Raw genomic sequence first — 26,698 nt, forward strand, 5'->3', positions numbered from 1 at the left:
AAAACTTGCGATTAAGAATGGGGATGGTCGAATGCTGAATGGGGTCAAAACGCCGAGTGCGAGGTTGTCCCCCCAATCCCTATTCCAAATTCCCCATTGATCTGAAAGTTTGTGGGCGCGATCTCATTGAACCGCTCGCGCAACTCGCGCCTCAGCCCGTCGGCCCACGCGCTTTGATTTGGATCAGCGTTGCTCTCGGCAATCGCGTCCAGTCGGTCGAGCGCAAGGCGTCCTGCAACCGCGTCTTGTAGCGGGTCACGTCCTTCGAGCTGTGAAAGTCGTAGAAGTTCGCGAGCCTCGCGATCGTCGCGCTCGATCGGGGATTGCTCGTCGACGACGATTGTCTGGCCGTGCTCGCAGGCGCGGCCGTTCTGAAACGGCGCAGCCGCAGCGGCGGTCGCCTCCTCAGAAGTTGTGAGTGGCGAGTCATGAGCGGCGAGTTGCGAGGACAAAGATTCAGCTTGTTGAAATGTTGGTTCTTTCTTTCGCAACTCGCGACTCACAACTCGCAACTTTCGTCGCTTCAGCCCTCGACCAAACAACCAACCGCCGACGGTCGTCGCGGCGATGATCCCCCAACCGGCAGGCCCGCTGACGCCAAGCAGCGTGGTCGCCAGCGTCGCGGCAGCGCGAGCGACGCCGCTGACGGTCGCTGGCAGTTCACCGCCGCTCCCCGCCCCACTGGCGGGCGTCGATGGAATTTGCCGAAACTCCATCGCATCAAGCCGCGCAGCAATCGCCGCCATCGCATCGCCGCACTCGCACGATTGCCCCGGCGATTCAACGACTGGCGGCGTCGCCGGAGTCGTCACGATGGGCGTTTGAGGTTCCCCGCCAATCACTGGGCAGGTTCCATTAGGACAAACAAGGCCGCCGCGCGGCGCGTTCGCAAATGGTGATGACGCTCCGCCATTCGCGCGCCGCCCCAAGACGCGTTCCAAGAACCGACCTAACGGCCACCCGTGCTGGCGTAGGTCACGCCGCCGCTTTCGCCCCACACCACCGCCACGAGCCGGCCGCGGTTGTCGAAGACGCCGCCCCCCGAGTCGCCCGAACGCACGGCGCCGCCAATTCGCACGCTCGTTTGGCCGGGACTTTCCGAGTAGCCCAGGACAGGCCCCGCGACGCAGCGGTAGGCGCCTGTTGGCCCGAACCCGCACGCCGTGAGGTTGCCGACGGCAGCCGTCTGTTGATTGACTTCGACCGCGAGCGCTGGCGGGCGAGCAATCTCCAGCGCGGCGAGGTCGGCCTGCTGATCGATCGCGACAACGAGCGCACCGTGACATTTGCCGTTGGGAAACTCCACGACTACTTGGCCTGTTCCCTCGGTGAATAAGTGCGCGCAAGTCAGCACCAATCCGCGTTCGCCGCTCGCCGTGACGTCGATGAGCGTGCCGCTGCCGACGTTGGCGCCGCCGGAGAGCTGATTGTGGACGCGGCACGAAGCGGCGTTTGGCGCAGTTTGCACGCTCTGGCAATGCCCCACGGCAGGCCGACCAAGCACTTCCAGCGACAAGCCGAGCAGCGACCAAACAAGCGCCGCCACGGCCGCGATTGCCAATTCGCTTTCCAAAAATTGCGTTTGCAGGTTGTTCTTCATCACACCCCTCCCAACGTGAACCGGTAGCGATAGAACGGACTCCGCGCCAGATCTGCCGGCTCGGTCAGTCGATCGGCCAAGTGCGGCACCGGGTCGACGCCGCCGCCCAGGCGGTCGGCCATCGCGCATGCCTGAGAACAAAATGGCGGCTGGTCCGCGACCCGACGGTCGTCACTGTCGGCGGCCACCCAAACACGCCACACTGGCAGATGGCGCAGGGCCACGAGCCAAACGCCGCGGTAGCCGTAGTCGCAGCCAGCCAGCCGCCGGATGTAGCGCACGGCGCCGCGCCGATCGAACTCGCGCCAGCGCGCGCTCGGATTAACCTCGAAGACGTCAATCAAGCCCGGATGCTTACTGACCTGGCTCTGAAGCGTCACCGCGCGGCCCCCTTTCAGCTCGCGCACCTCGCAGCAGAACAGATCGTTCCCCCACCACACCGCCCGACCGGCGTGGGTGTAGTCGCTGCGTCCGGCGACGGCGATCAACCGCGCAATGGCGCCGCGCCCGCGAAAAAGCAGCAAATCGCCATCTTTGATTTGTCCGGCCACTTCGGACAAATTGACGTGACACCGCATTGGACTTCCCCCTGCCTTCGTTGCACTGTGCAAGCGCACAAAAAAAGCCCGCCGCGGATCCGAGTTGGATCAGCGGCGGGCTTTCGCGGATGGTCGATGTGCTCGACCTGCGCTCGATACCGTTTGACTGTGAACGCGACTCTAGCGGAGTGGGTGGCCCTTTTTCAACACAAAAGTTTCCAGAATTTTTCGGGCGGACAGTTCAGCGAATTTCGCGGCGCGCGGCCAATTTCTACGGTCTCGCGAAAGAATTCGATGCGGCAAACGAAACGGCGCCGGGAATGTTACCGCACCGCCGTCGTGGCGCGGCTCGCGATGCGACCGTTGTAGTCGCGCTCGTACGCGCTGAACTCGGCCCAAACTGGGAAGTGGTCCGATACCATTTCGGCCTGCGCGACGGACATGTTCAGCGGTTGGGCATAGTTGTAGACGCCCGAACGTCCCAAGTACTCGGTGGTCGACGGCGTATGAATGAGCAAGTTGTCGTAAAGCTGATTCTGCCGCGTGTTGCTGAAGACGCCGGCGCCGCGCACCAACGGCTTCAAGTCGGGAATCATCCCGAGACGCGTCTGGCCCATCTTCTGATCATCAGCGTTGAAATCGCCGAGCATGATGACGTCGTCCTCGTTGCCGCCGGCGCGGCGAACGACGCGATAGACTTCAGCGAGAGCCTGCAGTTCCTGTGCCAGCACCGGAGCGTCGGGGTCGGTGTGGACGTTCACCAGCGTGAAGGTGAAGGCAACGCTGGCGTCGACCTTGGTACTAAAACTGGCGACCAGCGGCTCGCGATGGAGCAGATTGTCGGGGTCGCCCACCGTATAAACGCTGACGCGATCGATCATGATCTTGTCGGTATTGAAGACGTATGCATACTGCTCGGTCGACTTGCTGTTGCCGAGGCGAGGGCCAACCACATAGTCGTAGTGGGCGCCGGCTGAATTCACCAGACGAACGAAGTCTTCCATGTGACGATCGTTCTGCGTGCGAATCTCCTGGATCGCCACCACGTCGAATTGCTGAATGATCTTGGCGAGCGTATAGGCGAGGCGCGAGTCGCTCAACTTCTTGTCGCCAAAGACTTGAATGTTGAACGAAGCGATCCGAATCGTCGGCCCGTCGTTCAGCTGCGGCGCGGCGGCGCCGATGGTCACCGGCATGTTCGCCGTAGTGGCCTGCGGAAACGCGGGGGGATTCGCCGGCGCGTTGGCCCCAGGATTCCATGCGCCGGCCGTCGGCGCCGCTTGGGTCGGGGGCGCGTTCGCATCGACGGCGAGCTGATCCAGCCCGCCCCCGCTAAGGAACATCCACACGCCGCCCCCCAGGGCGATCATCGTCGCGAGTGATAATAGACGTTGCACGGCCCGCTCCTTGGGCGCGAAAGATGAACGCAAATCCGTTTGCCGCGCGCCGCCGCGACACTGACGATCCAAAGCAGGTCGTTATCCTGATCGGATCGTCATCCTGAGCGCAGCGAAGGAACTAGCGTCACCAGTAGGACTAGATGCTTTGCTCCGCTCAGAATGACAACGTAGCTGGGTCAACGAGGCGAGAGGCGGTGGAAGAGTACCGCACGCGAAGAATCGAGGCGAGAGAAGTTAGGCAACGTGGTCGAGCTACCGCCTTGCTACGACTTCGCTGCTAGCGTTGCCAGATGTCCCAGCTCAGGCAGGATTAGCCGCTCCATCGCCAGGCGAACGGCCGCGGTCGAACCCGGCATCAGAAAGACGGCGGTGCGCTCGATCATTCCAGCGCACGCCCGGCTCAGCATCGCCGCCGAGCCGATCTCGTCGTAGCTGAGCAGTCGAAAGAGCTCGCCAAAGCCAGGCAGCTGCTTGGTGAACAGGCTGGCGACCGCGTCGGGAGTTTGATCGCGCGGCGCCACGCCCGTCCCGCCGGTCAGCAGGATGACGGCGACGTCGGATCGCGCCGCCAGCTCTCGCACGGCGTCGGCCACTGGGGTCGGCTCGTCGGCTACAATCCGACGGGCCGCAACGAAATGTCCGCCGACAGCCAGGAGCTCCGCAATCACGTCGCCGCTCCGATCGTCGGCCAACGTGCGCGTGTCGCTGACGGTAACGACGCCGCAACCAACCGACTTCGCGCCGGCGGCATGATGCTCGGCGGCGGGGCTTTCTTGGCGGCTCATGACGGGTTGCACCGATTTCGCAGGTCAATCGGGGCCGGTAAGCAGGGGAAAGGTGACTTCAGAATGACAGTCTTATTATAATGGAAGCAGTTCCCATCGGGACCTCCCCGCACGCGGCTTCCGAGGAACTCAGGAACAAGAATGCGTATCGCGAATTTTGCCGTGGGCCTGCTGGTCGCCTGTTCTGCGCCGCCGCTGCGCGCTGACTTATTCGAGCTCAAAGACGGCGGCGAAGTCGCCGGCTCCGTGATCGAGCGAGGCGACGAGGGCGACTACATCGTCCGCACCAACGACGGCGCTGAGGTTTCGCTCGACCGCAATTCCATCCAGCGTATCGTTCAGCATGACGAAGCGATGGCCGAGTACCGTACCAAGAGTCGCTCGGCGCCCGATACGGTCGAAGCCCATCGCGAGCTCGCCGAGTGGTGCCGCGCACGCAAGATGCTGCGCGAAGCGGACCATCATCTGGCTCGCGTCGCGGAACTCGATCCCGACGACGAAGACGCCCGGCGCAGCCTGGGCTATCAGCGCGTCGGCAACCGTTGGCTCACCAGCGACGACGTGATGACCGCTCGCGGGATGATTTTTTTCGACGGCAAGTACAGAACTAAGCAAGATGCGGCGCTGCGCGACCGCGAGAAGAAGCAATCGTCGGTAAACGTTGATTGGTTTCAACAAATCCGTTTGTGGCGGGGTTTTCTCGACAATCGCCGTCCCGAGCGCGTCGCCGAAGGCCAAGCTCACCTTCGGGCAATCAACGATCCGCAAGCGGCGCCCGCTTTGATCCGGGTCATGGAAGGGGAACAAGACGACGCCGTCTTCGAATTCTTCCTGCGCGTCCTCGCTCAGTTAGATCATCCCGAGGCGCTGCAGCAACTGGTGGCCTACACGCTCGATCCGGAGATCAATCCTGAATTTAGAGCCCAAGCCCGCGATTACTTGTTGCGTTGGCCGCGACCCGTGCCGATCGTGCCTTACGTCAACGCGCTGAAGAGCAAGGACAACAGAGTCGTCAATTTGGCGGGCGTGGCGCTCGGCCAGCTGAACAACCCAGCCGCCATCAGCCCGCTGATCGACGCGCTCGTCACCACGCACAAATACGTGATCCAACCCGGCGGCAGCGGCGGCGGCGACCAGATTACCGCGGGTTTCGGCACGCCTGGAGCGGGCGGCGGCGGCCTGAGCGTGGGCGGCAAAGGAGCTCAGGTCATCTCGCGCGATGAGAACAACGAGAAGGTGCTGCAGGCGCTCGTGAAGCTCTCCGGCAAACAAAACTTCGAGTTCGACGAGCCTGCCTGGCGGGCGTGGTACGTCGACATGCAGATGCGGCAGACGGTGAACGCCCGCCGCGATAAGTAGCGCCATTCGCGAAGATCCGTTTCGCCAGGATGAGCTTCGCGCCTAGCCGGACCGCCACGCGGTCCGGGCGGAAGCGTTGAGCAAGTTGGCGCTTCAAATCCCGGAGGCCGTGGGCCTCCGGCTACTCCGTACGCGGTGAAGCGCTAGTGCGGAATGCGTTACGCCGCCGCGCGACGCTTCCGCTGTTCCCACCAGCTCTCGCTCACCATCGTCGCGGCGATGCGGTCTTCGAGATTCGGCCGGAAGATCGTCAGCAACAGCAGGGGCAGGTACCAGGCGACGTACATCCCCCCTTCGTGCGGTTGCCAGAATTGGGCGCCCACCATGAGCGCGGCCGTGCAGCTAATCAGCACGCCGAGATTCTTACGACTCGGCCAGGCGACGAAGCTGATCGCCAGCGCCGAGAAGCCGATGATGATCGGGATGCGATAGACCGGCTCCCAGAATCGCCAGATTCCTTGCAGGTGATCAACCCGCGGCCAACGGATGCCGAGCATCTGCCGCAAATGCCCTAAGAATCTGTCGGGCCCGGCCGTTACGGCCATGGTGATGATCAGCGCCAGGATGGCGATCGACACGCCGAGGGAGAATCGCTTGACGCCGCGGTCCCAATAGAAACTGCACCAGAGCGAGAGGAGGAAAATCGGGTAGTAGATCGTCCCGGAAGCCAGCCCGATGAGCAGGCCAGCCACTAGCGGGCGACGATACATCACCACCGCCCACACCAACAGCGACGCGGGCAGGCAATGCTGCGGATCGCCGCACCACCGGGCCGTATACGGAAGCAGCAAGTACATCACTGCCGCGGCGATGCCGGCCACCAGGTTATCGAAGTGCCAAGCCCCGATCAGCACGACCCCGGCCACGATCATCACTTGGGAAATGATCGCGACGACCCGCGCGGTGACGGTGCCGACGACCTGTTGCTGCTGCAAGCGTTCCGCAGCGGTTTCGGGCGGAGCTTCGCTTGATTGGTCGATCACCGTTTGCGTCGAAATCCGCGGCAGCAAGTACAGCAGCCAGTACCCAGGGCCTTCGGTATCGAAGGTGTCAATCGTCTGATTCGCGTCGGAGTCGATCTTCGCCGTCTCGGCTTTGAGCTCGGCCGCGGGCAGCGCCGGCGACATGGCGGCCGGGCTGGGCCGCCCCGTAACGACGTTGGCCATTAAGAAAAACAGCAGCGAACTGCCCAAGAACGCCAGTCCCGCCGCGTTCAGATTCGGATCGAGCAGCGGCCGCCTTACCATCGCTGGGTCGATGAGCAACCGCAGCATCAGGATGCCGCTTACCGCGAACAGCCATTGGAAGCCGAGCTTCTGGATATCGAGCACGTTCACGTCGCCGCCAAGCCCTTCTTGCTCGTAGCTGTAGAGGACCAGCAGCAGTCCCGGCGCCAACGAAATCAGTATGAAGAGATCGACGTTGCGAACGCTAAAGACGCGGTTGAACTTGAAAAAGAGCGCGAGCAGCAGCAGCGACGAGAGGTAGGCCCAACTAGTGGGATTCACCCGCTCGTACTGAAACAGGATGTCGCTCATGCCGAGAGAGAAGCGCTGAGGGGGTGGGCGTCGTCGTCGGTCGCCGATTGAATCGTTCAACCGTCCCGAAGTTCGCCGGGAGGCCGCAGCCCTAGGATAAGCCGCAGGGCGCAAAGTGCAAGGCGGGAATGAGGTTGCGACGCGGGGCCGTCGTCATCGTGAGGGGCCGTCATGCTGAACACCTTGCGGTCATTATTGAACGAGCCGCCCTCATTCTGAGCGGAGCGACGAATCTAGCACGCCCAATGAGCTTCCAGACCCTTCGCTGGGTTTTCCCTGATCAGGATGATGCTCCGCCGCCAATCGATCGCGCGCCGCTTCCGCCCACGGACTCTCCGGCGCGAGTTCCAGAAACTTCTCGAAGTGCCGCACCGCTTCCTCAGGCATGCCGAGCCGATCGAGCGCGTTCGCCAGATGATAGTGGACGTCGGCGAAGTCGGGATGGTACTGCAGCGCCCCCGTAAACGTCGCCGCCGCCAGTTCGAGGTCTCCCATCTCGGCGAGCACGCAGCCCAAGCTTGCGCGTGCCTCCACATAGTCCTCATCGACTTCGAGCGCGGCGTAATAGCGTTCCCGCGCGGCAGCGAGGTCGTTGGCGCGATACAACACGTCGGCCAGCGCGAAGTGCATCTCTGCTCGCGGTCCGGCCGCCATCAACATTGTTCGATAAGCTTCGGCGGCGCGGTCGAGTTGACCTTCGTCTTCCCAATCGATCGCCTCCTGCTGCAATCGATCGACCAGGGATTCCAATGATTCGTCGGCGCCGTGGCGATGGGCCGCGGTGATGGCAATCGTGGCGGGAGACTCGCTGGCGTCGTCTTCGAGCTGCCGCTCGTCGAAATCGAACAGGAGCTGCCCGCCCGGTTCGGCGAGCTCATCGCCCAAGCGCAAGAAGAGCCGGCGGCCCTCTACCACGACGCGCGGATCGGCGAGCGGCCGCTCGACCCCCGGCAGCAGTCGCGAGATCTCGGCCAGTCGGCGATCAATCACGTGCAGCGAGCAGCCGGCCCCCAGGAGTTGCTTGAGCCGCTGGGCGACGGCGACCTCTGAGAAATCAAAATGGCTCAGCCGCTGGGTGACCCGCACCGGTCGCAAGGCGCCTCGTCGCTCCCACCGCCGGATCACCGCCACCGACACGCCGAGCAGTTCTGCCAGCATTGCCGGCGTGTAGAGCCGCTGCACCGCTTCATCAGCGGCGTCGGGCGAAGCATCGTCAACGTGGTCGGCGGCCATAGAAGGCCAAGTCTCGGCGAGGTGCGCGACACTGTCAACGCATCAACAAAAACAGCCCCGACCTAACATGGTCGGGGCTGTGATTGAGTTTCAACGTCGCCAAGCGATCGACAACTTATCCACCGCAGCAGGGTTGCTCGATCGGCACCTTCATCACCACCGTCCGCGGCACGCGAACGGTGTAAGTGACCGGCACCTTTTTGCAGACCACGCGCGGCTGCTGAACGGTTTCCTGCTGTTCGACGATCTTGCAAACGCGCACCTGAATTGGTTCGACCCGCTCTTCCTGCACCCATTTGCAGGTCGTCACGGGCACCTGGCGGACATGCTCTTCGGTGACCATCTTGCAGACCTTCACTTCGACCTGCTTCGGCACCCGCTCGACGACTTGCTTGTAGGTGGTCACCGGCACTTGGCGAACTTGCTCTTCGTTGACGATGCGGCAGACCTGGACCGGCACCTTGCGCGTGCATGTTTCGGCCACCTGGCGCTGGACCTGCACCGGCACCTGTTCGACCACTTCCTGCGGGCAGAGGGTCGTCACCGGCACTTGCTGGGCGACGAGATTCGGCCGCCAGACTTGCTGAACGACTGCCTGCGGGGCGGGCGTTACGGTCGCCCACGTGAATCCCGGCCGCTGCACGAGCACCGCGCCGGTCACCGGATCAAGCGTCTGCGACGCCGGCATCCAGGTCAGCCCGCGGCGCGTCGGCGCCGGCTGGAACATCGTCACCTGATTGACCATGCACCCCTGGTCGACGACCTGGGTCGTCATCGTCGTCACGGGGCGCATCACGGTCGTGCGGCGCTCTTGTTGAATTGTTTCGACCACCGGACGCATCACGGTGAATTGCTCTTCGCGTTCGGAAGTCTCCATCACCTGCTTCTGCACGACGAATCGCTCCTCGCGCGTGCTCGTCTCAGCAACCGTGCGCACGACGTCGTAGCTGGCGTCGCGCACTTGGGTTTCATAGACGGGCCGCTGTACGGTGAAACGTTCCTCGCGGGTCGTCGTTTCGGTGACCGGCTTCGAGACGATGAAGCGACGTTCGCGCTGTTCCGTCTCCCAGACCGGCACGCGGCGAGTGACCTGAACCTGGTCGTAGACCGTCTCCTGCTCCATCCGGTAGGCGGTGACCTGCTGTTCGTCGTAGACCGTCTGGCATTCCAGGCGGAAAGTTTCGCCGCAGCAATTGGCGAGCGCCGCTTGCGGCGTCGACGCCAACGGAACAACGGCGGCCAGCGCTACGGCAAGCGCGTCACGATAAGCTTTCATCGGAGTTACCCCAACGAACGACAATGCCCAAAAGAAGATCTTCCGCGGCGTGCGCGATCGTTCCTCGCGCACGCTCTGCCGACAAGTCTTCCCCTCTACGAGAGTCTTGGCGACAAACCGGCGCAAGGCAAATCGCTGCACATAAAATATTCTGCTAGCAGCGGATTAAGCGTCACGCGCGGCAGCCCTTAAGCACGGGCTAGCGGCGTGAAGCTACTCCCATCGGAACCGTTGGTCGCGACCCCTTCAATGGGAAAGTCGTGCGCGCGACGAGGAAAACCGTCGCAGCATGCGCAATAACCGGCACAATCGATAAGCTTTGCCGGCACGAGCGGCGCGACCCTACTTACCGGCCGCCCTCGCTTTGACCCGTGTCAATGTACGCTCCGCTTCGGCGACGAGTTCGTCGGGTAAGGGTCCGCTTTTCTGCAGTTCTTCCCGTGATCCCAGAAAACCTTCCAGGGCCGACTCCAGCGGCACAAAGCTCGCCGCTTGCAGCGCCGGCGTTGCCAGCAGCAGGTTCGTTGATTTGAGGGCGCTGCTCAGAATCATGTTCCGCTTGAACGCCTTTTGCGCCGCGAGCGCTTCCTCCGTTACCTCCGTCGTCAGGGCCTTCTCGCCGGAAAGGCTCGAGGTCAGCGACTCGGGATCGAACATCTCCGCGACGGCCGCCGGAGCCGCGGGATCGCCCAGCCGAGCGAGCGCCGCAGCCGCATTGAAGCGGGCGTCGGTGTAGGGGTCGTCGGCCAACTCGACGAGTTTGTCGGCTAACTGCGCATCGGCCTCAGGCGCGGCCGCGACGACGCCCAGCGCAAAAGCCGTCTCAGAACGGATGAGTTCGTCCTGATCGTCCGCCAACTGCAGCAGCGCCGCGTTCAGTTCGTCGCTGTTCAACGGTTGCGGCGGCTTCAGCGCCGCCATCGACGCCGACAACACCGCGATCGCATTGATCGCCCGCCGCCGTACGTCCCGTTGCGGATCGTGCAACGCCGCATTGACGAGCGCCGGCATCCCGTCCGCAACGTGAAATTCGCCGAGGGCCGTCACCAGAAAGATCCGCATCGTCACTTCAGCGTCTTCGGGGCGCCCTGCCGCGACTAATTCATCGACGTACGTCGCGATCTGCTGCGCCAACTCATGGCTCACCTTCATCTCCGGATACCGCTGGGGCAACCGCAGCATGTCGGCCAGTTCCTTCGCCTGTTGGAACCGGGCCTGATTATTCGCCTTCAGCGCCGCCACGATCACGGCCGGGTCTTGCTCGCCGCGGCGAGCCAGCGACTCGATGACGAACCAGAGCGCCACGACCGCCGCCACGATGACGGCCGGGATGACAAACAGTTGAATAATGAATCCGGCGCTCGGCGGCTCGACCGGCGGCAGCAATTCATCGGCGCCCGTCCGCGCCCGCGCGTAGCGGTTGTCCCCATCGACCACGCCCTGCGAAAACTCATTCTGCGGCGGTATGCTGGAGGACATCGCGAACCTATCCGGCTATCGTCGTGGACGACTTAGCTCAAGTTGACTTTAGAAGAGTTTTCAACACAGAAAGCACAGAGGACACAGAGAAGACGAGTCGCCGCCAACCGGCCAATTTCCTCTGGGCTTTCTGTGTCCTCTGTGTTGAAAAATGCATTTAAACGCTTCGCCCAATGTACCACCTCGCCCTGACGCTCGAAACGCCCGCGGCCAACCTCGCCCTTGACGAGGCGCTGCTCGACGCCGCCGTCGAAGGGGAACTACCCGGCGAAGTCCTGCGGCTGTGGGAACCAGCGCAATTCTTCGTCGTGCTGGGCCGGTCGTCCCAACTCGCTGAAGTCCGCGAGGAAGCCTGCCGTCAAGACAACGTCGCCGTGCTCCGTCGGCCCAGCGGCGGGGCGACGATCCTCACGGGCCCCGGCTGCCTGATGTACGCCGTGCTGCTCGACGCCGAGCGTCGCCCGGAACTCCATAGCGTCGACCGCGCCCACGAACTGGTCCTCGGCACCATCGCGCATGCCCTAGCGCCGCTGGCTCGTGGCATCGCCCGCCACGGCACGAGCGACCTGACGATCCCCGCCGAACGCCCCGGCGACCCGCCGATCAAGTTCTCCGGCAACAGCCTGCGACTCAAACGGCGCCGGCTCCTCTATCACGGCACGATCTTGTACGATTTCCCGCTCGATCAGATCGAAACGTGGCTCGCCAATCCCGCTCGCCGTCCCGCCTACCGCGGCGAACGAGGCCACCGCCAGTTCGTGACCAACCTCCCCGCGGCGCGAGCCGCCCTCGAAAACGCACTGACCGCTGCTTGGAATGCCAACGAGCCGCTGGTCAACTGGCCCAGCCATCGCACTACGGAATTGGCGGCGACTCGTTACGCCACAGTCGAATGGTAGCTGATGTCAAGCGAAGACTGGAGAGGATCACTGGATTTGGCGAACGAACTCCCCGCATTTCCTTTGCGCCTCTGCGCCTTTGCGAGAGACTTCTTAAGACAGATCTCTCGCAGAGGCGCGGAGACGCAGAGAAACGAACGAAATAGACGATGCACCGCGAACCGCTCTTAGCTTTGCTCGATCGTTACGACGCCCGTCATCCGAGCGAGTCGGCGATGACCGCTCGCATCCGCCAGCTTGTCGTCGCCCACGCCGACTGTTTTGAGCGCACCTGCCGCCCAGGGCACATCACGGCATCGGCCTGGATCACCACCCCGGCCCGCGATCGTTTTCTGCTCGTCCACCACCGCAAGCTCGATCGCTGGCTCCAACCGGGGGGCCACGCCGACGGCCAGACCGACGCCGCCGAAGTCGCGATGCGCGAGGCGACCGAAGAGACCGGCCTGCCCCAACTCCGCCACGCCGCGACGGGCCCCGAGGCGACGCCCCTCGATCTCGACGTCCATGTCATCCCGGCGCGCTACGACGCCGCCGGCAGCCTCATCGAAGACGCTCACGAACATCACGACATCCGCTTTTTGATCATCGCCGACGGAGACCTCACCCCGCAGGTGAGCGAAGAGTCCCATGCCGTCCGCTGGTTCACGCCTGCCGAACTCCAAGCGGTTACCGACGAGGAGTCAGTTCTCCGCCTGTGGCGCAAATCAACTCCCTAGCGAGCCGGGGCGTCCCGCCCCCGGCGAATTCTTAATAGTCCGTTGACCGTTGCTGCTGTCGCCGCGGCTGCCTCCCTCAGCATCTCTCGGGGGCGAGGACGCCCCGGCTCGCTCCAACTACCAACACCTGCCCACTGCCCATTGCCTAGCGACATCTGCTAAATTACCCCCACCCCAAACCAAGCTTGCCCTCCGCGAGGCCCACTGCATGTCGTCCCTCCCCGCCGCCACGCCTTTCGGCGCCATTCGTATCAATCGCGAGAACCTGCCCGAGGGCCGGCATCTCTGTGAATACTGCACGGCCAAATGTTGCCGGTATTTCGCCCTGCCGATGGAGACCCCCGAAACCTTCGAGGAGTTCGAATTCATTCGCTGGTTCCTCCTCCACGACCGGGCAAGCGTCTTCCAGGAAGAGGGGGACTGGTACATGCTCGTCCACACCACCTGCAAGCATCTCGGCCACGACAATCGCTGCGGCATTTATGAAACCCGCCCCCAAATCTGTCGCGACTACACCACCGACAACTGCGAGTACGACGACGACTGGACCTACGATTTTTATCTGGAGACCCCGGAGCAGGTCTGGGAATACACCGAAGCGATCATCCAGGAACCTGGCAAAAGCATCCGCAGCCGCAAACCGAATCCGCTGGCGGTGCTGAGCTGAAGGCCAGGAGTCAGGGGTCAGGAATCAGGAGTCATCAATACCCATGCAACTCCCATCGACGGCCCACTGCCCACTTCCCACTGCCCACTTCCCACTGCCCACTTTCTGACTCCTGTCCCCTGACTCCTGACTCCTTCCATGGCCTTGATTCAGCCGCGCACATTAAAAGGTTTCCGCGATTATCTCCCCGAGGCGATGATGCCGCGGGAGTGGATCATCGAGACCGCGCGGCGGGTCTATCGCAGCTACGGCTTTCGCCCGATCGACACCCCCGCTCTCGAGTACCTTGAGATCCTCACCGGCAAGGGGAGCGACGAGACCGATAAGCAGCTCTACAAATTCCAGGATCACGGCGGCCGCGACGTCGGCCTGCGGTTCGACCTCACCGTGCCGCTCGCCCGCTTCGTCGCCCAGCACCAGCAGGAACTCGGCCTGCCATTTAAGCGGTATCACATCGCCTCGGTGTGGCGCGGCGAGAATACGCAAACGGGCCGCTATCGTGAGTTCATGCAGTGCGATTTTGACACGATCGGCGTCACCGACCTCACCGCCGACATTGAGATGACGCTCGTCATCAACGACCTCTTCACGGCCCTCGGCATCGACAAGTTTTCGATCCGCGTGAACCACCGCGCCGTGCTGAACGGCATGCTCGAAAAGCTCGGCGTCGCCGATCGCTCGGCGGCCGTGCTGCGCTCGCTCGATAAGCTCGCCAAGATCGGCGAGAAGGGCGTCCGCGAGGAACTTGCCCGCACTGCTGAGACGACCGACGCCCAGTGCGACGCTCTTATTGCGATGGCGTCGCTTACCGGCAGCAACGAAGCAATCCTCAAACAACTCGCTCCGCTCGTCGCCGGCAATGCCATGGGCGAGCGCGGCGTCGCCGAACTCCGCGACCTAGTCGCCGCCACGGCCGCCGCCGGCGTTCCCGCCGGCCGGATCCAGCTCGATCCGTCGATCGCCCGCGGCCTCGACTACTACACCGGCGTCGTCGTCGAAACCTTGCTTGAGGATCGCCGCGAAATCGGCAGCGTCGCCAGCGGCGGCCGCTACGACAACCTCGCCGGCCTCTATACCAACCAAAAACTCCCCGGCGTCGGCGCCTCGCTCGGCCTCGACCGACTACTGGCGGCCTTGCAAGAGCTAGGTCGGCTCCCGTCGACCAAGACCCCAGCGCCGGTCCTGATCTGCATGTTCGACGCCGCCCGCCGCAACGACTACCTCAAGCTTGCCGCCCAATTACGAGCCGCCGGCGTCGGCGTCGAGCTCTATCCCGAACCCAAAAAACTGGGCAAGCAACTCCAGTACGCCGACAAGCAGGGCTTCAAGGCAGCGATCATCATCGGCGAAACCGAGTTCGCCGCCGGCGAAGCCCAGATAAAGAACCTGCAAGCCGCCACAGGCGTCACCCTCCCCTACGACGGCGTCGACGCCGCTCCCCTCCTCGCGGCGCTACAGCCACTCCTGGCCGATTGATCATTTTCTAGCTTTGGCTTCTCTGCGTCTCCGCGCCTCTGCGAGAGTCCTTGGCTTGAGAAATGTCTCTCGCAAAGGCGCAGAGGCGCAAAGCAATGCGCAAAGAAATCCGGAGAAGAAATAGGACGCGGATCTTCGCGGATTCAAGGGATTGGCACGGATGGGAAAATTAGTACCGCACGGCTGCAAGCAACAAACCAGCAGGAATTGATTGCTGTTGGAACCAACTGAAGGTTATTTATGTCCCTTCGTTGTATTTCATCCGCGACGATCCGCCAAATCTGCGACAATCCGCGTCCCATTCGTCGCCTTTCTTGTAGAATCTCTCGCGGAGGCGCGGAGACGCAGAGGTAACGCAGAAGGATGACAAATACTTCTTCTTTGCGTATTTCTTTGCGCCTCTGCGTCTTTGCGAGAGACATGTATTGAAATGGCCAAGCGCGACAACCACTACGAGGCCGCTTTCGAGGCCTACCTGCAATCGCGGCAGGTCGCCTACGTCGCCGTCGACGAGGCGCGCCGCAGCAGGATCGCCGCCGGGTCGCTGAAGAACGTCGACTTCCTCGTCTCCCCCGCCGACGGGGTGACGCTACTCGTCGACGTCAAGGGACGCCGCTTCCCCAGCGGCGTGAGCCATCCCCAGTACTGGCGCAACTGGTCGACCTGGGAGGATCTCCGCTGCCTGGCTCGCTGGCAGGAGCAACTCGGCCCAGGGAGCCTGGCCCTCTTCGGCTTCATCTTTCACATTGTCGGCGACCGTTCGCCGGTGCCGCCGGACGACCTCTTCTGGTTCCGCGGCGAGCGCTACGCGCTGCTCGCCGTCCGCGCCGCCGACTACATCCGCTTCGCCCGGCCGCTGTCGGCCAAGTGGGAAACCGTCTCGATGCCCGTCGCTCTCTTCCGTCAAGCCGCGGCGCCGTTTGACGACCTGCTGCCCCGTCCCGTCGAAATCGCCACGGCATAAGTTCGATGCGGCGAGGATTCAAGAAGGGACTGATGAACCGCTCTCAACCGGAAAAGTGGGGCCGATTGCCCCTCCGCGGGTTTCCGATTAACCTGAAAAGGGCTGAGTTCACCGCCAACAACCAGCCTCGAGCGCCCCGCCCTCACACCAACAACTCCGGATCACTCCCATGGCCTGGGCCCTGCTCCTGCTTTGCGTCGTCCTCGGCTGCCTTGGCACGCTTCGCCCCAGCGGCCGCGCCGCCGACTTCAAGCGGCTGAAAGAAGCCGACTAGCGGAATGACGAACGCATCGATGAAAAATGACGAATGAGAGCTGCCCGCAGGCATTCCCATTCGTCATTCGAATTTCGTCACTCGTAATGATCGACGCTACGCCGCGCGCTTCACCGAGCCCCCCGCGACGCCGCAGAATTCGGCGATGGCCCCGATGACCCGGTCCTGTTCCTCGCGGGTCATCTCAGGGAAGATCGGCAGGCTCAGGACTTCCTCGGCCGCCCGCTCACTCTCCGGCAGGCTTCCGCGCTGGCAGCCGAGTGGTTCAAAACACTTCTGCAAATGGAGCGGTATCGGGTAGTAAATTGCCGAGCCGATCTTCCGCTCGTTGAGGTATTGCTGCAGTGCGTCGCGACGCCCGCCTGGGACGCGAATGGTGAACTGATTCCAAACGGTGGCGCATCCCTCGGCGACCTGTGGCAGGCCGAGCTGACGGTCGATGCCCAACCGCGCAAACTGGGCCGCATAACGCCGCGCATTTTGCTCGCGTCCGGCCGCCCAATCGTCGAGGTGCGCGAGTTTTACATGCAGCACAGCCGCCTGAATCGAATCGAGGCGGCTGCAAACGCCGACGAGGCTGTGGTGGTAACGCGGGTTCTGTCCATGGTCGCGCAACACCCGCAGCTTCGCGGCCAGCGTCGCGTCGCTCGTCGTGATGAGTCCCCCGTCGCCCCACCCCCCCAAGTTTTTCGTCGGGTAGAACGAGACGCACCCGAGCAGGCCCATCGAGCCCGCTTTCTCGCCGCGATACTCGGCGCCAATCGCTTGGGCCGCATCCTCGATGATCGGTATGCCTGGCGCGGCGGCGCGAATGCCTTCCATATCGGCGCACTGCCCGAAGAGGTGGACGGGAATGATCGCCTTCGTCCGCGTCGTCACTTTGCGGGCGACGTCGGCCGGATCGATGTTGAACGTCTCGGGAATGAGATCCGCAAAGACCGGTTTGGCGCCAAGCCGCCAGACGGCGCTCGCCGTGGCGAAGAACGTAAAGCTGGGCACAATCACCTCGTCGCCGGCGCCAATGTCGAGCGCCATGAGCGACAACAGCAGTGCGTCGCTTCCCGAGGCGCAGCCGATCGCGTGCTCAACATGGCAGTACTTGGCGATCGCTTCTTCAAACGACTTGCAAGCAGGCCCATGGAGGAAGGCGCCGCTGCGACCGATCTCGGCGATCGCCCGTTCCATCTCGGCCAAGAGCGGGCCGTTCTGGCGATTGATGTCGAGCATCGGGACGGGCGAGGCAACGGACGGCTGGGCGGCGGTGGTCATCGGCGTGCTGCTTCCTGCAGTAGGATGTCAGTTGGGGATGCTAGCGAGCGCGGCTCTTCCGGAGCCCGCGCGGCGACGAGAATAGAAATCGCCTGAGAAAACGTCAATCCCGCCGACCCGCGGCGCCAGCAGCGCGACTTCGCACGGTCCAGCATGATTCTGGGGCCGGAGATGCGGCGCCCCCGGCATTCTTCACGCTTTCTGCACACGAGTCCTGAGAATGATTGTCTCGTCGCCGTAAAGACGCGATAATCGCTCCTCGCTTTTCCACCGACGGTCACCTCACCACCCGGAGTTCCGATCATGCATTCTTCCTTCGCCCGCCTCGCCCTCGGCGTCGCGCTGCTGGCCGCCTCCTTCCCGGCCCTCACGGCCCAGGCCCAGATGCCCCCGACCGCCGAGCACAAATCGCTCGAATCCGATGTCGGCGTCTGGGATGCCGAGGTGAAAATGTGGCCCGCCGCCGACGCCGAACCGGTGGCCAGCAAAGCCGTCGAAACGAACAAGATGCTCGGCAAGCTCTGGCTGCTGAGCGACTTTGAAGGCGACTTCGGCGGCATGAAGTTCACCGGCCATATGCAACTCGGCTACGACCCGCTCAAGAAGAAGTACGTCGGCACCTGGATCGACACGATCAGTCCCTTCCTCCAAACGATGGAAGGAACCTACGACGAGAAGACGAAAACCTCGACGATGATGGCCACCGGCGTCGACATGGCCACCGGCAAGCCCTCCACCAGCAAGATGATCACCCGCCATGTGAGCGACGACAAGCGCGTCTTCGAAATGATGTCGCCCGTCGAAGGCAAAGAGGGCGAGTGGTGGAAGATGATGGAAGTCACCTACACGCGCCGCAAGTAGTCTCGCCGCCATTGTGTTTAATAAGAAGTCAACCGCGGATGACGCGGATGACGCGGGGCCATGCATCCGCGTCATCTGCGAAGTCCGCGTCTCTTGTGACGCGTCGCCGACACTTAACGCAGCGGGAACATTGGCACGTCGCCAATATTGTCCGCGATCACCTTCCGGATCGCCGTTTCTTGGTTCGCGAGCGTCCGCTCGACCGACGCCAGCACCCGCCGATCCGCGATTCCATGCGCAAACCATGGTGCGTTCGTCAAGATTTCCTGCGTCAGCGACAAGTCAACGATGGTATTGTTCGACTTCAAATCGCGAAAAAATCGCGTCGTCATGTCGTACTTCTTCAGTCGGGCCGTCGGTTCTTTGAGATGGACCTCCGACACCAGCGAATCGGGCGTAATGACGACCCGCTGATCGAGCGCAATCTCATGCTCGCCGATGTAGTCGTCCTTGGTCATGACCTTGAGCGTGCCGCGCAACTCCAAGCGCCAGTTGGGATCGTCGATCAGTTCCCGCAGCGACGAGCCGACGTCGCCGCCCACCGTCTGCCAGTCTTGGCTGACGAATGTGCTGCCGCCGCCCATCGTGACGATCTGCTTGGCCGCGTCGGTGCGCACCAGCACCTTGCGAACGCCGGTGAAATCGTCGGCGATCGTGAACGACCGAGTTGCTCCCTGCGTCGTCGCGTATTCGCCGCGAAACAGCAGCCCGGCGAGGACTGCCAGCGCCGCCACCCCCAAAATCGCTCCGACGGCCCACTTGGTAGTTCGACTTATCGTCATCTGCCTCAACCCTCGCGCGCGGCGCGAACGACCGATCCGCGCCATTCCTAACTATAGGTCACGCTCCTGCCCCGGCAGCGTCGGCTCGCCACGGGCCAGTAGCGTCGCTCCTCAGCGGAGCGGCGGAGCATTCCCGGGACCAAATAGCGACGCTAGCACGGCTTTCGATTGCCAGCGAGGTTTGTCGTTTGCCCCGCAGCGACTATAACAACGTCCCGCCGCGCGCAGGATGCCGCGCTCTCGACCCGCAGGGCCTCGCGCCCGAGACGCCAAGGATGGCTCGCCATGGTTCGCTTTGCCCGCACGCTTGTCGTTCTCTCGACGCTCGCCTGGCCGCTCGCTTCCGCCGGCCTCGCTGTAGCCCAACCAAACGCCGCGGCGCCAAGCGCAACAAAGCCAACGACCTCTCCGTCCGTGAAGTCCGTAAAGGTCGACGGCGCCCCGGCAGCCGCGCCGTCGGCGCCGGCGACGCCCTCCGCGACAGTTCCGCCGCCCCCCACTGCCGCGGCGGCCGCTGCCGATCCTGCCGTCGTTCCGGAGACTTCGACGACGGAACCAACCGCCCAGACCACTCCATCGGAGCCGTCCCCGCCCCCTGCGACCGAAGCGAGCGACGAAGAAAAAAAGGCCCCCGAGGATCAACTTCTCACGCTTGATCCCAAAATCAAAGAAGACCTTGAGCAACGCCTCAAGTCGCTCGACGCCGCCGGACTCAGCGAAGACGACAAAGCCAAGGCCGTCGCCTTCTATCAACAAGCGATCGAGTCCTTCGACGTCGCTCTCCAGCAAATCACCGCCGCTCAGGGCTACCAGAAGCAACTCGACGCACTGCCTGTCGAGACGGAAAGCTACGCCGCCCGTCTCGCGAAGCCGCTCCCCCCGTACGAAGACGTCTCCGGCGAGCCATTGGCCAAGGTCGAAGGCCGCGCGACGACCACCGAAACGGCGCTCAGCAAGTATCGCGTCGAACTCGCCGCGATGATCGCCGAGCCCAAGCGTCGCGCCCAACGCATGTCGGAACTTCCGAAGCAAATCGCCGACACGCAGCAGCGCCTCAAGCAAGTTGACGGCGAGATCGAATCGCTCGGCGGCGAGGAAGTCAGCGACATTGTCACCATTGCCCGCCGCGCTGCCCTAACGCAGGCTAAGGCGGCGCTCGTCGCCACCGGTCAGGCCCTCAATCGCGAGCAACAGCTCTATCAGGATGGCGCCCAGCTGATCAAGCTCCGCCGCGACTATTTCGCCCGCTATGTTCCACACAAGGAGAAGCGGTTGGCGATGCTCACCGAGGAGATCAATCGCCGCCGCGAGGAGGAGGCCGCCAGCCAGGCCGCGGTCGCCGTCGCCGTCGCTGAGGCCGCCACTGCCAAAGCCCGCCCCCAGGCGATCAGCATGCTCGCCACCGAGAACAAAGAATTGGCCGAGCTGCGCACCAAAGTCGTCGCTGACATGAACGCCGCCAGCAAGCAGGCGAAATCGGTCGAGTCGGAACTACGCGCACTGGAAACGCAATTCAACAAAGCAGAGGAACAAGACAAAGTCGACGAACTCTCGGCAGTCAACGGACAACTCCTCCGCGAGCAGCAGTCAAAGCTCCCGAGCCGCCGCGCGCTGCGCCGGAACAGCGCGCTGCGCGAGGCCGAGCGCGCCTCGGTTCTTCTGCAGATCTACGCCCTCAGCGACCAGCAATCGGAGCTGGCCAACATCAATGAATTGGCCGACCAAATGGCCGCTCAGTCGGGCGACCTGAGCGACGAGACGCGCGCCGAAATTCGCAAGCTGCTGGAGGCCAAGCGCGATATCCTTAACCAGCTCGTCAACAACTATACCGACTACTCGACCAGCCTGGCGACGCTTCACAGCAGCGAATCACAGCTCATTAGCGCAACCGAGCGCTACGCCGCGTTCATCGCCGAGCGCGTCCTCTGGATTCGCAGTTGCCCGCCGCTGTCACGCGACGATTTCTCTCCGGCGCTCGACGCCGCGGCCTGGAGTCTCGCCCCCGCCCATTGGAGCGAAGCGGGTCATGCCATCATCCAATCCGCCCAGCAGAAACCCGGACAGTTCGCTTGCTTCGTCCTCGGCATCGTCTTGCTGCTCGCGGCGCAACGTCCGACGCGCTATCGCTTGCGCGATCTCGGCGAAGAGGCCGCCAAGCGGGGCTGCGTTCGCCTCCGTCCCACCTTCGACGCCCTGTGGCTTACCATCGTCCTGGCCCTCCCCTGGCCGACGCTCCTCGCCTTCCTCGGCTGGACGATGGACAGCCTCAACTCCTCCGAATTCGTCCGTTCACTGAGCGTGGCGCTCCGCTTCACCGCCGTCTGTCTGCTGCTGATCGAGCTCACGCGCCACCTGTGCCGCCGCGGCGGCCTCGCCGACGCCCACTTCGATTGGTCGGAAAGCTGCACGCATCACCTCCGTCGCCGCATGCAGTGGCTGGCGGTGCTGGGTCTGCCGCTCGTCCTTTGGCTAGTGGGGCTCGAAACGCAGCAACAAGAGCCGACGACCACCTCATCGCATTGGAGCCCGTCGCTCGGCCGGGCGCTGTTCATCGTGGTGATGCTGCTACTTGCTAAGTTTCTCCACCGCATCCTTCTGGCGAAGAACACGCCGTTCCGCCAGATCGTTCTGATCGGCGGCGGCTGGCTGCGACCGCTGCAGGTCACTTGGCGCCCCATCGTGACGGCGCTGCCCGCGATCCTCGCTGTGCTCGCGGCCGTCGGCTACTACTACACCGCCCAACAGTCGGCCCTCCGCATTCTGCAAACGGTGGCGATGATGCTGGCGGTCCTGACGCTCGGCGGCATCACTCGGCGCTGGCTACTGGTTAACCGTCGCCGCCTCGCGCGTGAACAGGCCAAGCAGCGTCGCGCGATCATTCTCGCCGCGGTCGAAACCGACGCCGCCGCGCCCCCGACGCCGGAGCTCGCCGACGACACGGTCGACCTTGCCGCCCTCAGCGAGCAAACGCAAACCCTCGTCCGCACGTTCCTCGGCTTCACCACCGCCGTCGGCCTGGTGCTGATCTGGGGCGCCATTCTCCCGGCCCTCGCCTACCCGGCCGGCCACAAGCTTCCTGGCGCCGACGAGCTCACCTGGGGCCATCTGGCGTCGTTCTTCATCACGCTCGCCGTCACCTACGTGTCGGTTCGCGACATCCCCGCCCTGCTTGAACTGGTGATCCTGCAACACCTCCCACTCGACGGCGGCGCCCGCTACGCCTTCACCAGCATTTCGCGTTACTTGCTCACCGCGGTCGGCCTGATCGTCGCCTTCAAATGCCTCAACGGCGACTGGAGCAAGGTCCAGTGGCTCGTCGCCGCGATGAGCGTCGGGCTCGGCTTCGGCTTGCAGGAAATCTTCGCCAACTTCGTCTCCGGCATTATCCTCCTCTTCGAACGCCCGATCCGCGTCGGCGACATTGTCACCCTCGGCGACAAAAGCGGCGTCGTCAACCGCATTCGGATGCGGGCGACCACGATCATCGACTGGGACCGCAAGGAGTACATCGTCCCCAACAAGGATCTCGTCACCGAGCGCCTGCTTAACTGGACCCTCAGCGACCAAATGAATCGCATCGAGATTATCCTGTTTCTCTCGCACGGCGCCGACACGGATCGCGCCTGCGAACTACTGCTCGAAGCTGCCCGCGAGCAGCAACATCTCCTGTCAGAACCCGCGCCAAGCGCCGCCTTCGAAGGGATCACCGACGCGGGCCTCAAGCTCGCCCTGCGCTGCTTCCTGCCGACGCTCGAACATCGCGGCTTGACGATCCACCAGCTTTACTCAACCATCGACCGCAAGTTCCGCACAAGCGGGATTGAGGTTTCTTCGCCGCCGCGCGAGATGAAGATTCGCTTCATGCGCGACCAGCACGGCAATCCCGTCGCGACGCCCCACGCCCAGTTCGCGGCCAAGGCGGAGTCGGTCGCCGGAATGAAGAATAACAAACACAGCGCCGCGTAAAGTAGACGCTCAGACCGACGGAAACGGTTAGCGTCTCCCAAGGCGTGAAAACGCCCGGGGCTATCGCGGTGCGGCCCTTCAGGCCTCCTGCCGCTGGCGTGTGACGCCAGGCGCGCTCGCCCCCGTAATCGCCGTCGCTGGACCGCATGCAGAGCCGCGCCCGTTCCGATACAATGCGGCCAGCGTCGCCGGCGCCATCGTCGACGCAGACCTACCTGTTCTTCTGCTTCTTCATCCGACGAGGTCCGCCGACCATGCAACGCCGCGATTTTCTCCAAGCCTCGCTCCAAACCTCCGCCGCCGCCTCCATAGCCGCTTGCGGCTTAGCGACATCGTCCTCCCCAGCCCACGCCGCCGCCGCCACGGCCGACCGCGAGCTCTACGAATGGCGCACCTACCGCCTCAAAGACAAAGCCAGCCAGCCCGCCGTCCACGACTATCTCAAGACAGCCGCCCTCCCCGCTTGGAAGAAGCTCGGCCTCGGCCCCGTCGGCGTCTTCACCGAGATCGGGCCCGATGCCGGCCCGTCGATTCACGTCCTGTTGGTCTACCCCGATGCGGCGACGTTCGTCGCCGCGCGCGAAGCGCTTGACGCCGACGCCGACTACGCGAAGTCCGCCGCCGACTACCGCACGGCCAAACGCGAATCGCCCGCCTACGATCGCATCGACAGCTCGCTCCTGCTCGCCTTCAGCGCCGCGCCCAAGATCACGCCGCCCGCCCAGAAGCCGCGCATCCTGGAGCTCCGGACCTACAAAAATCACAACGACGACCGCGCTCGCGCCAAGGTCGCCATGTTCAACGACGGCGAGTGCAACATCTTCCCCAAGTGCGGCTTCGAAAACGTTTTCTTCGGCGAAACTCTGATCGGCGACAACCAACCGAACCTCACCTATATGCTCGCCTCTCCCGACATGGCGGCCAATGAAAAGGGGTGGAAGACGTTCATCGACTCGCCGGACTTCATCCAGATGCGCGACGACCCGAAATACGCCGACACGATGCCGACAATCACGAAGCTGTTCCTCGAGCCGACCGACTACTCGCAAGTGTGAGCACTGGCGGCCCCACTCTAGCCCCCGGCTCCGCCGGGGGGCCGGCCACCATCTCGGCACGGCAAGTCCCGCGATGCGCAACCCCCGGGCGGAGCCCGGGGCTACGGCTTGCGCGCCACAAACACCGCCCACAGATCGCGGCTCCAAGTCACCTCGACCGGGTCAAACCCCGCCGCGCGCAGATAGCCGACTTGCGTCTCGCTCGTTTCCAGACAATCATCGCCGCTTTTGCGCGGGCGGCCGAACTCGGCAATGTTCCGCTTCTTCCAGGCGTCAATCACGGCGCCGAAAGACTCCGGGATCGCCCCGCTCGCGTGCGCCGCTTCCATGTGCTGGCCCCACTGCTCCAACAGCGCGAGATAGTCGGCGTCGCTCGCCGGCCGATGTTCGTCGCCGTTGATGAAGACGCCGCCGCCAGTGAGCGTCGCGAAGATCTTGGCGAACAGCTGTTGCTTCTCGGTCGGCTCAAGATGGTGGATCGCCGAACTGCTCACCGCCGCGTCGACCGGCCCCACCGCCGCCGGCCAATCGTCCTGCAACCGCTGCTTGACGAACGAGGCGCGCGTACCGAATCGTGCGAGCCGCTGCTGCGCGACGCCCAAAAACGGCTCCGACTGGTCCATCACCATCGCCGTCGCCTGCGGAAATTCCTCCAGCACGCGCTCGACCAACCGCCCCGAGCCGCCGCCGACGTCAACCAGCCGAAATGGCTGATCGGCGGCAAACGGCAGCGCCGCCAGCACCTCTTCTTGAACCGTCAAATATTGCGGATGGATCACGGGGGCGGCCGTATCGTAATCTGCGGCTGCCTGGGTCTGGTTCCAGCGATATTCGGTGGTGCTCATGCGGGGAAAGAATCTCGTCAGGGCCAACAGGTTCGCCGCGGCTTGCCGCAACGGCTTCAATGCTGTCAGTGGTCCGTTATCCGTTGTCAGTTGCGAATACGAGGGGCGCTTGCTCATGCGACAGCAACAACTGACCACGGACCACTGACAACGGACCAGTTCAATGCACCTCCATCCACACAATTTTCACCCCTGGCAGGGCTGCTTGTAGCATTGCCAAGTCGTCGCGATCGTAAAGCTCGACAACTTCTCCCAACGGCGCCCCACGCACCGACGCATCGATCAACACCTCGCGCAGTGCGGGATGCCGACGCCAGGCGTCAATCACCGCGTCTGATTCGCCGCGCTGAATGGCCGCCGCATGCGGCAAAATCTGCCGCCCCAACGCCTGCACCGAGGCGACCGCCGACAGCTCACCGAGCCGCGAAGCCGCGGCATCAAAGTCCACAGCCTCATCGAACCACAGATGAACCGCGCGCCGGCCTCCGCCGCTCCAAGCCGACGCCTCGCTTCGCCGCGCAACGACGCCTCGCATCTCCCGTCCGGCCAGCGCCGCTTCATCCGCCCGCTGCGGCGCGATTTTCACCTCATACCAAACGCGAGCCCCGCCCGCCGCGAGGGCCGCGACGGCGATCGTCCCCAGCAGCGTCATCAAGCGAAATTGGCGAGGGACGTGCATGACCTACTTCAAGCTTGTCGAACAGTGTGACAGCGCACCGCCCGCTATAACTGGTTCAAAATTGCGGCGCTCTCCGACGCCACATCCTCCAGACTGAGCTCTGGAATCGTCGTCTGATGATGCGTCGGCGGCAATACGGTCGGTTGCAGCGTAACCGGCAGTGCGCTCGAATCCGCGGCGGTCTGCGATTCTTCCGGGACGAACGCCCAGCCCCCTTCATCAGCCGGCCCGCTCTTCGGAGGGGACTTCTGCCCTTTCGCCAAAACAGCAAGACTTACGCCGTAGAACAGCGAATCGTTCCCGCGCCCGTCGCTGGTAAGTCGATAGTCCGCGCTCCCGGTGAGCCGCACGCGCGACGTGAGCCAGTAATGGACACCCAACTCCGGCGCAATCGCTTCCACGAAGTTCACTTCATCCTCGCCAAACTCGTCGACGACGCCGTCGCTGTTGTTGTCGACGCCATCCTTGTCGGCGCTCCGCGAGCCCGCGTACCCGACATATCCGTTGACGCCCGCGAACGGCGCCAGGCGAGTCGGCGTCTGCACGCGAGCGCCAACGATGCCTCCGCCCGAGAGCTCATGCTCTCCCTGATGAGCGAGCACAGCCCCGCCGATCCGAGCCTCCAGCCACGACCGCGGATAGACGAACAACCCCGCCTCGGCGCCTGCCCCCGCTGGCTCGTCGCTGCCCGCAAAGCCAACATAAGCCCCGCGCTTGCCGATCACATGCCGCGCATCTATCGCCTGCTTCGCTACCTTCGCCACGTCGTCGGTATGGCGAGGATACTTCTGGGCATAGTCACGATCCTCCTTCGCCCAGCGCGAACCGCTACACCCCGCCGCCATGGCAAGCAGCGCAAGCGCGATCAGGCATCGGCGCCACGAACGCATCACAGACCGGTTCGCCATGTAGTGGCAAGGAGAAGTCGACTGGGGCGACAGGGCAAACGGCGCGTAGCGTATCGCCCCCTCCCCGCTGTCGCGAGAGCACCGGGTAAATTGGCAGAGTTGGTGGTTTGCGCACCCCAGGTAAGCCT

At 63.6% G+C, this 26,698-nt stretch carries 23 protein-coding genes; 9 read left to right on the forward strand and 14 right to left on the reverse strand.

The genetic code is table 11. The annotated features are described in order from the left end of the window. Positions 1–44: 44 nt before the first annotated feature. The 5 genes from I41_RS25240 to I41_RS25255 form a co-directional block, all read right to left on the reverse strand. A complete protein-coding gene (locus I41_RS25240) occupies positions 45–842 on the reverse strand; it encodes a hypothetical protein (RefSeq protein ID WP_210421069.1) in 798 nt (265 codons plus the stop codon). A gap of 107 nt (positions 843–949) precedes the next feature. Continuing rightward, positions 950–1,600 (reverse strand): S1 family peptidase, encoded by a 651-nt coding sequence (locus I41_RS25245; RefSeq protein WP_168207153.1) that lies wholly within the window; start codon positions 1,598–1,600, stop codon positions 950–952. Next, the gene (locus tag I41_RS27600; protein WP_168207154.1) at positions 1,600–2,178 is read right to left on the reverse strand and encodes a hypothetical protein; all 579 of its coding nucleotides are present in this window, start codon (positions 2,176–2,178) and stop codon (positions 1,600–1,602) included. Before I41_RS27600 ends, I41_RS25245 begins: the two co-directional genes overlap by 1 nt. A 284-nt stretch (positions 2,179–2,462) precedes the next feature. Beyond that, positions 2,463–3,536, reverse strand: coding sequence for an endonuclease/exonuclease/phosphatase family protein (locus tag I41_RS25250; protein ID WP_145435792.1), 1,074 nt, complete (start codon positions 3,534–3,536; stop codon positions 2,463–2,465). A gap of 266 nt (positions 3,537–3,802) precedes the next feature. Then, positions 3,803–4,324 (reverse strand): MogA/MoaB family molybdenum cofactor biosynthesis protein, encoded by a 522-nt coding sequence (locus tag I41_RS25255; protein WP_145435793.1) that lies wholly within the window; start codon positions 4,322–4,324, stop codon positions 3,803–3,805. 141 nt (positions 4,325–4,465) lie between these two features. On the opposite strand from I41_RS25255, the gene I41_RS25260 reads away from it, so the two are divergent. Then, positions 4,466–5,683, forward strand: a complete 1,218-nt coding sequence (locus I41_RS25260; RefSeq protein ID WP_145435794.1) for a hypothetical protein — start codon at positions 4,466–4,468, stop codon at positions 5,681–5,683. A 158-nt stretch (positions 5,684–5,841) separates the two neighbouring features. Here I41_RS25260 and I41_RS25265 read toward each other — a convergent pair whose 3' ends face one another. The 4 genes from I41_RS25265 to I41_RS25280 form a co-directional block, all read right to left on the reverse strand. Beyond that, complete coding sequence (locus I41_RS25265) at positions 5,842–7,221, reverse strand: SLC5/6 family protein (RefSeq protein WP_145435795.1); 1,380 nt, start codon at positions 7,219–7,221, stop codon at positions 5,842–5,844. A gap of 210 nt (positions 7,222–7,431) precedes the next feature. Next, positions 7,432–8,454, reverse strand: a complete 1,023-nt coding sequence (locus I41_RS25270) for a helix-turn-helix domain-containing protein (protein ID WP_145435796.1) — start codon at positions 8,452–8,454, stop codon at positions 7,432–7,434. A 115-nt stretch (positions 8,455–8,569) separates the two neighbouring features. Continuing rightward, positions 8,570–9,730, reverse strand: a complete 1,161-nt coding sequence (locus I41_RS25275; protein WP_145435797.1) for a hypothetical protein — start codon at positions 9,728–9,730, stop codon at positions 8,570–8,572. Positions 9,731–10,072: 342 nt separating this feature from the next. Continuing rightward, complete coding sequence (locus tag I41_RS25280; protein WP_145435798.1) at positions 10,073–11,209, reverse strand: HEAT repeat domain-containing protein; 1,137 nt, start codon at positions 11,207–11,209, stop codon at positions 10,073–10,075. Positions 11,210–11,382: 173 nt separating this feature from the next. Here I41_RS25280 and I41_RS25285 point away from each other — a divergent pair, with 173 nt between their 5' ends. The 5 genes from I41_RS25285 to I41_RS27605 all read left to right on the forward strand — a co-directional run bounded on the left by I41_RS25285 (position 11,383) and on the right by I41_RS27605 (position 15,931). Further along, positions 11,383–12,108, forward strand: coding sequence for a lipoate--protein ligase family protein (locus I41_RS25285; RefSeq protein ID WP_145435799.1), 726 nt, complete (start codon positions 11,383–11,385; stop codon positions 12,106–12,108). Between the two features lie 149 nt (positions 12,109–12,257). Next, the gene (locus I41_RS25290; RefSeq protein ID WP_145435800.1) at positions 12,258–12,824 is read left to right on the forward strand and encodes an NUDIX hydrolase; all 567 of its coding nucleotides are present in this window, start codon (positions 12,258–12,260) and stop codon (positions 12,822–12,824) included. A 208-nt stretch (positions 12,825–13,032) separates the two neighbouring features. Further along, positions 13,033–13,491: a YkgJ family cysteine cluster protein gene (locus I41_RS25295; RefSeq protein WP_145435801.1), complete on the forward strand. Its 459-nt coding sequence runs from the start codon at positions 13,033–13,035 to the stop codon at positions 13,489–13,491. 144 nt (positions 13,492–13,635) lie between these two features. Beyond that, positions 13,636–14,967, forward strand: coding sequence for a histidine--tRNA ligase (gene hisS / locus I41_RS25300; protein ID WP_145436501.1), 1,332 nt, complete (start codon positions 13,636–13,638; stop codon positions 14,965–14,967). A gap of 430 nt (positions 14,968–15,397) precedes the next feature. Beyond that, on the forward strand, positions 15,398–15,931 hold the full coding sequence (locus tag I41_RS27605) for an HYExAFE family protein (protein WP_168207155.1): 534 nt from the start codon (positions 15,398–15,400) through the stop codon (positions 15,929–15,931). 370 nt (positions 15,932–16,301) lie between these two features. Here the strand turns inward: I41_RS27605 and I41_RS25310 are convergent, their stop codons facing one another. Beyond that, positions 16,302–17,474, reverse strand: a complete 1,173-nt coding sequence (locus I41_RS25310; RefSeq protein ID WP_145435803.1) for a DegT/DnrJ/EryC1/StrS family aminotransferase — start codon at positions 17,472–17,474, stop codon at positions 16,302–16,304. 303 nt (positions 17,475–17,777) lie between these two features. Between I41_RS25310 and I41_RS25315 the strand changes: the two genes are divergently transcribed. Beyond that, positions 17,778–18,335: a DUF1579 domain-containing protein gene (locus I41_RS25315; protein ID WP_145435804.1), complete on the forward strand. Its 558-nt coding sequence runs from the start codon at positions 17,778–17,780 to the stop codon at positions 18,333–18,335. Between the two features lie 113 nt (positions 18,336–18,448). On the opposite strand, the gene I41_RS25320 is transcribed toward I41_RS25315, so the two are convergent. Next, entirely contained in the window at positions 18,449–19,117 is a 669-nt protein-coding gene (locus tag I41_RS25320) for a hypothetical protein (RefSeq protein WP_145435805.1), read from the reverse strand. 285 nt (positions 19,118–19,402) lie between these two features. Here I41_RS25320 and I41_RS25325 point away from each other — a divergent pair, with 285 nt between their 5' ends. Next, complete coding sequence (locus I41_RS25325) at positions 19,403–23,083, forward strand: mechanosensitive ion channel domain-containing protein (protein ID WP_168207156.1); 3,681 nt, start codon at positions 19,403–19,405, stop codon at positions 23,081–23,083. Between the two features lie 254 nt (positions 23,084–23,337). Then, positions 23,338–24,138 carry an NIPSNAP family protein gene (locus tag I41_RS25330; protein WP_168207157.1) on the forward strand — a complete coding sequence of 267 codons (801 nt, stop codon included), beginning with the start codon at positions 23,338–23,340 and terminating at the stop codon, positions 24,136–24,138. Between the two features lie 101 nt (positions 24,139–24,239). On the opposite strand, the gene I41_RS25335 is transcribed toward I41_RS25330, so the two are convergent. The 3 genes from I41_RS25335 to I41_RS25345 form a co-directional block, all read right to left on the reverse strand. Beyond that, positions 24,240–24,983 (reverse strand): class I SAM-dependent methyltransferase, encoded by a 744-nt coding sequence (locus tag I41_RS25335; RefSeq protein ID WP_168207158.1) that lies wholly within the window; start codon positions 24,981–24,983, stop codon positions 24,240–24,242. 160 nt (positions 24,984–25,143) lie between these two features. Further along, positions 25,144–25,662, reverse strand: coding sequence for a hypothetical protein (locus tag I41_RS25340; protein WP_145435809.1), 519 nt, complete (start codon positions 25,660–25,662; stop codon positions 25,144–25,146). A 44-nt stretch (positions 25,663–25,706) separates the two neighbouring features. Then, entirely contained in the window at positions 25,707–26,552 is an 846-nt protein-coding gene (locus I41_RS25345; protein WP_145435810.1) for a hypothetical protein, read from the reverse strand. Between the last annotated feature and the right edge of the window lie 146 nt (positions 26,553–26,698).

The sequence above is a fragment of the Lacipirellula limnantheis genome, assembly GCF_007746075.1.
Classification (GTDB): Bacteria; Planctomycetota; Planctomycetia; order Pirellulales; family Lacipirellulaceae; genus Lacipirellula; species Lacipirellula limnantheis.

Bases quoted from the DNA above. Each gene is read 5' to 3' on its own strand.
- I41_RS25245 (WP_168207153.1), bottom strand. From the start codon at position 1,600: ATGAAGAACAACCTGCAAACGCAATTTTTGGAAAGCGAATTGGCAATC.
- I41_RS27600 (WP_168207154.1), bottom strand. From the start codon at position 2,178: ATGCGGTGTCACGTCAATTTGTCCGAAGTGGCCGGACAAATCAAAGAT.
- I41_RS25255 (WP_145435793.1), bottom strand. From the start codon at position 4,324: ATGAGCCGCCAAGAAAGCCCCGCCGCCGAGCATCATGCCGCCGGCGCG.
- I41_RS25260 (WP_145435794.1), top strand. From the start codon at position 4,466: ATGCGTATCGCGAATTTTGCCGTGGGCCTGCTGGTCGCCTGTTCTGCG.
- I41_RS25265 (WP_145435795.1), bottom strand. From the start codon at position 7,221: ATGAGCGACATCCTGTTTCAGTACGAGCGGGTGAATCCCACTAGTTGG.
- I41_RS25270 (WP_145435796.1), bottom strand. From the start codon at position 8,454: ATGGCCGCCGACCACGTTGACGATGCTTCGCCCGACGCCGCTGATGAA.
- I41_RS25275 (WP_145435797.1), bottom strand. From the start codon at position 9,730: ATGAAAGCTTATCGTGACGCGCTTGCCGTAGCGCTGGCCGCCGTTGTT.
- I41_RS25280 (WP_145435798.1), bottom strand. From the start codon at position 11,209: ATGTCCTCCAGCATACCGCCGCAGAATGAGTTTTCGCAGGGCGTGGTC.
- I41_RS25285 (WP_145435799.1), top strand. From the start codon at position 11,383: ATGTACCACCTCGCCCTGACGCTCGAAACGCCCGCGGCCAACCTCGCC.
- I41_RS25290 (WP_145435800.1), top strand. From the start codon at position 12,258: ATGCACCGCGAACCGCTCTTAGCTTTGCTCGATCGTTACGACGCCCGT.
- I41_RS25295 (WP_145435801.1), top strand. From the start codon at position 13,033: ATGTCGTCCCTCCCCGCCGCCACGCCTTTCGGCGCCATTCGTATCAAT.
- I41_RS27605 (WP_168207155.1), top strand. From the start codon at position 15,398: ATGGCCAAGCGCGACAACCACTACGAGGCCGCTTTCGAGGCCTACCTG.
- I41_RS25310 (WP_145435803.1), bottom strand. From the start codon at position 17,474: ATGACCACCGCCGCCCAGCCGTCCGTTGCCTCGCCCGTCCCGATGCTC.
- I41_RS25315 (WP_145435804.1), top strand. From the start codon at position 17,778: ATGCATTCTTCCTTCGCCCGCCTCGCCCTCGGCGTCGCGCTGCTGGCC.
- I41_RS25320 (WP_145435805.1), bottom strand. From the start codon at position 19,117: ATGACGATAAGTCGAACTACCAAGTGGGCCGTCGGAGCGATTTTGGGG.
- I41_RS25325 (WP_168207156.1), top strand. From the start codon at position 19,403: ATGGTTCGCTTTGCCCGCACGCTTGTCGTTCTCTCGACGCTCGCCTGG.
- I41_RS25330 (WP_168207157.1), top strand. From the start codon at position 23,338: ATGCAACGCCGCGATTTTCTCCAAGCCTCGCTCCAAACCTCCGCCGCC.
- I41_RS25335 (WP_168207158.1), bottom strand. From the start codon at position 24,983: ATGAGCACCACCGAATATCGCTGGAACCAGACCCAGGCAGCCGCAGAT.
- I41_RS25340 (WP_145435809.1), bottom strand. From the start codon at position 25,662: ATGCACGTCCCTCGCCAATTTCGCTTGATGACGCTGCTGGGGACGATC.
- I41_RS25345 (WP_145435810.1), bottom strand. From the start codon at position 26,552: ATGCGTTCGTGGCGCCGATGCCTGATCGCGCTTGCGCTGCTTGCCATG.